We start from the raw sequence: 3,210 nt of genomic DNA, 5'->3' as shown, positions 1-3,210 counted from the left end.
TGGTGGGCAATTACTGTTAATCTGACCATTAGATCAGGAATACTGTCGATTTGCCCACCCTACTATAGCTTGCTCGCTGGGATCTATGTGGTAGGGTGGGCAATTACTGTTAATCTGACCATTAGTAGTCGAATACTGTCGATTTGCCCACCCTACTTGGGCTCATCATTCCTTAGTAGTGGAGTGGTGCAATTATCTCGCTGCGATCGAAGTGGTAGGGTGGGCAAATACTGTGCATCTCACCATTAGATCACGAATACTGTGGATTTGCCCACCCTACTCATCGGTCAATAATAGTAGTGGAGTGGTGCAATTATCTCGCACGGGTGTTTGTGGTAGGGTGGGCAAATACTGTGCATCTCACCATTAGATCACGAATACTGTCGATTTGCCCACCCTACAAGAGCTTGCTACTTGGGCTAGGACTCATGAGGTACAGTATTCTTTGACGTTGATTCCCTGTTTTAAGGCAGCGCATCGCTATTCCCTCTTATCTCTTCCCTGTTCCCTGTTCCCGTCTTGATCCAGTCGCTCATGGGGGAAACCCCCAAGACCTCGCTGCATCGCTGTTCCCTGTTCCCTAAAATCTAGAAATTGTGTACCTCACTTGTCGTAGAATTGCTAGATACATAATTCCTGATGCCCTGCAGTATTTCCTAGCACTGTAACGGTAAGCAAACCGTAAATATACTGCCTTGGTTTAACTGCGATCGCACTTTGACATTCCCCCCCATCCCCTCGACCAAAGTCCTGACAATAGATAGTCCCAAACCCGCGCCACCTGTAGAACGTGTTCTAGTTTCATCGACCCGATAGAAGCGGTCGAAAATACGGGCTTGTTGTTTTAAAGGAATACCAATACCACGATCACAGACCTCAATTCGGCCACGGCCATCTACCTGAGATAACTTAACAGTGACTGGTTTATCGATACTAGAGTATTTGACGGCATTATCAATCAAATTCAGTAAGACTTGTTTGAGGCGATTGATATCAGCTTTGACCCAAATCCCAGGTTTATTACTCTCTACTTTAATAACTCGCTTACTATATTGTCTTGCCATCTCAGCCACTTCTTCGACCAAGTCATCTAGAACAAAGCTTTCTAGATTGAAGTGTATATGACCACTATCTGCTCGTGCTAAATCCAGTAAATCCTGCAACATTTGCACAGTGCGGTCAGCTTCTGAAGAAGCAATTTCTAGGGCTTCGCGCTGAGGTGGACTCAAATTAGCACCGCGACGTAAGGTACTTTGGACATAGCCAGAGACTAAGGTTAAAGGAGTACGCAATTCATGGGATACATTGCTAACAAATTGCCGTTGATTTTCTAAGGCATCATTCAGACGCACGAGCATTTCGTCAAAGGTTTGTGCCAATTCTCTAACTTCAGTGGGAGCATTATCGAGCTGTATTTGCACATCTCCCAAATCATCAGCAGAAATACTCTCAGTTAGCTGACTCATCAACATTACTTAGCCAAAGGAGTAGGGTGGGCAAATACCTCAATTTGAACCCTATCCTCACCTCAACGTGTCCATTTGCCCACCAAACTCATCGGTTCATAGTAGTGGAGCAATTGATCACCATAAGGTCTGGCGGCGAGAAGTGGTAGGGTGGGCAATTACTGTGAATCTGACTATTGTTACTCGAATACTGTCGATTTGCCCACCCTACTTAGGCTTGGTATGAATCGGGAGAATCGGGATAGGTAGGGTGGGCTATCCCGTGGTGCAATTATCTCGCTCCGTACGAAGTTGTAGGGTGGGCAATTACTGTGAATCTGACTATTGTTACTCGAATACTGTCGATTTGCCCACCCTACTTAGGCTTGGTATGAATCGGGAGAATCGGGGTAGGGTGGGCTATCCCGTGGTGCAATTATCTCGCTCCGTACGAAGTGGTAGGGTGGGCAAATACTGTGAATCTGACCATTAGTACTCGAATACTGTCGATTTGCCCACCCTACTTTGGCTTCATTGGTGGCAGTTTCCCCGCCACTCGCGCTTTGATCATCGCAAGATTCAAAGGCGTTGCTGATTATGCGTATGGTTTTGCCCCCCTAGCCCCCCAGCGAGCAATCCCTCGCTGGGGGGAACCAAACTATCAAGCGATGCAGCGCGGTCTTGGGGGTTTCCCCCATGAGCGACTGCATCAAGACAAGTCCCCCAAAATTGGGGGATTTAGGGGGCTTTAGTAAAACCAAATGATCGCGCATTCAGTGCTTGATTCAGCAACGCCGATTCAAAGGCTGTAAACGCGATTGACCCGCTTGTCAGGCTACGGGAACCCATTTGTACATCCATTGACTTAGCTGATAGCAAACCCGGTATCTTCTCGCCTAATTGGTGAGATAAATCCTAATACAATATCTGATTTAGGAATTGATAGCTCTACCAATTGCTCAGCAATACGCAAATCAGTGCCATCGTAGTGTACCCAAACTTTCCCATCGTTATTAACATCAATATGTAAATAACAACCGTAAGTTCGTTTAGAGCCACGCCATCCATTAAAATAAAGCAGGTAGTGTCCCCTCTCATCATCTAAAATAATCTGACTCTTAACCTGATCATCAGGACGCTCACCCAGCTTCCCGGTTTCGATGGTGATTTGACGAACAATTGACTTATACTTCCCTACTTTATCCATCGCTCAATAATTGCTTCTTCTATCCGATACACCAACATTTTCACCTGATAGCGAGCCAGGATTTCCATAATAAAGTCTTCCTTGAAAAAATCGTCATAGGTATCATCAGGTGCGACCCGTGGCGAATTTAATTCGCCAACGGAAAGCGCACCTGGGGTACCGCTAAAAATAATGTTCGCTCAGGCATCTTTTTTTCAAGCGCAAACTTATAAAAACTAAACTGCCCCAAAGCTTGGTAAAAATCATGAAGCGTTGAGACACCAATAAAGCTTTTTATTTCTACAGCAATTTTTTCACCATCTTTTTCAGCAGCAATTAACCGTTCAGCTCCCAAATCCACTTGAATCTTACGTTTGCCAGCTTCTACAATGAGGGGGTCATCCGTAATCAACCATCTTTCCTTGACTAGCGCAGCTTTTACTAGTTGATGATATAGCAGCCGCCAGAGCGGTTAGGACATAGACTAGAAGTAGTGTTTGAGACACAGCAATCCCATTACCGATGCCCAAACCCTATAGTTACGATCTCCGAAAAAAAGTGATAGAAGCAATCATTGAA

Annotated in this window: 5 protein-coding genes; 2 read left to right on the top strand and 3 right to left on the bottom strand. The window is 45.3% G+C overall.

Annotation, left to right across the window (positions count from 1 at the left end):
• Nucleotides 1–249: hypothetical protein (locus F6J99_RS43585; protein ID WP_293123321.1), on the top strand; the 249-nt coding region annotated here is incomplete at its 5' end.
• A gap of 407 nt (nt 250–656) precedes the next feature.
• Here F6J99_RS43585 and F6J99_RS43580 read toward each other — a convergent pair.
• Nucleotides 657–1,466, bottom strand: a complete 810-nt coding sequence (locus F6J99_RS43580) for a HAMP domain-containing sensor histidine kinase (protein WP_293123318.1) — start codon at nt 1,464–1,466, stop codon at nt 657–659.
• A 455-nt stretch (nt 1,467–1,921) separates the two neighbouring features.
• Between F6J99_RS43580 and F6J99_RS43575 the strand changes: the two genes are divergently transcribed.
• Nucleotides 1,922–2,197, top strand: a complete 276-nt coding sequence (locus F6J99_RS43575) for a hypothetical protein (RefSeq protein WP_293123315.1) — start codon at nt 1,922–1,924, stop codon at nt 2,195–2,197.
• 113 nt (nt 2,198–2,310) lie between these two features.
• On the opposite strand, the gene F6J99_RS43570 is transcribed toward F6J99_RS43575, so the two are convergent.
• A complete protein-coding gene (locus F6J99_RS43570) occupies nt 2,311–2,652 on the bottom strand; it encodes a XisI protein (protein ID WP_293123312.1) in 342 nt (113 codons plus the stop codon).
• A 127-nt stretch (nt 2,653–2,779) separates the two neighbouring features.
• Nucleotides 2,780–3,043 carry an element excision factor XisH family protein gene (locus F6J99_RS46035; RefSeq protein ID WP_365975426.1) on the bottom strand — a complete coding sequence of 88 codons (264 nt, stop codon included), beginning with the start codon at nt 3,041–3,043 and terminating at the stop codon, nt 2,780–2,782.
• Between the last annotated feature and the right edge of the window lie 167 nt (nt 3,044–3,210).

This window comes from Moorena sp. SIO4G3, from assembly GCF_010692305.1.
Taxonomy (GTDB): Bacteria; Cyanobacteriota; Cyanobacteriia; order Cyanobacteriales; family Coleofasciculaceae; genus Moorena; species Moorena producens_A.
This window is presented reverse-complemented; position numbering and strand designations above follow the sequence as displayed.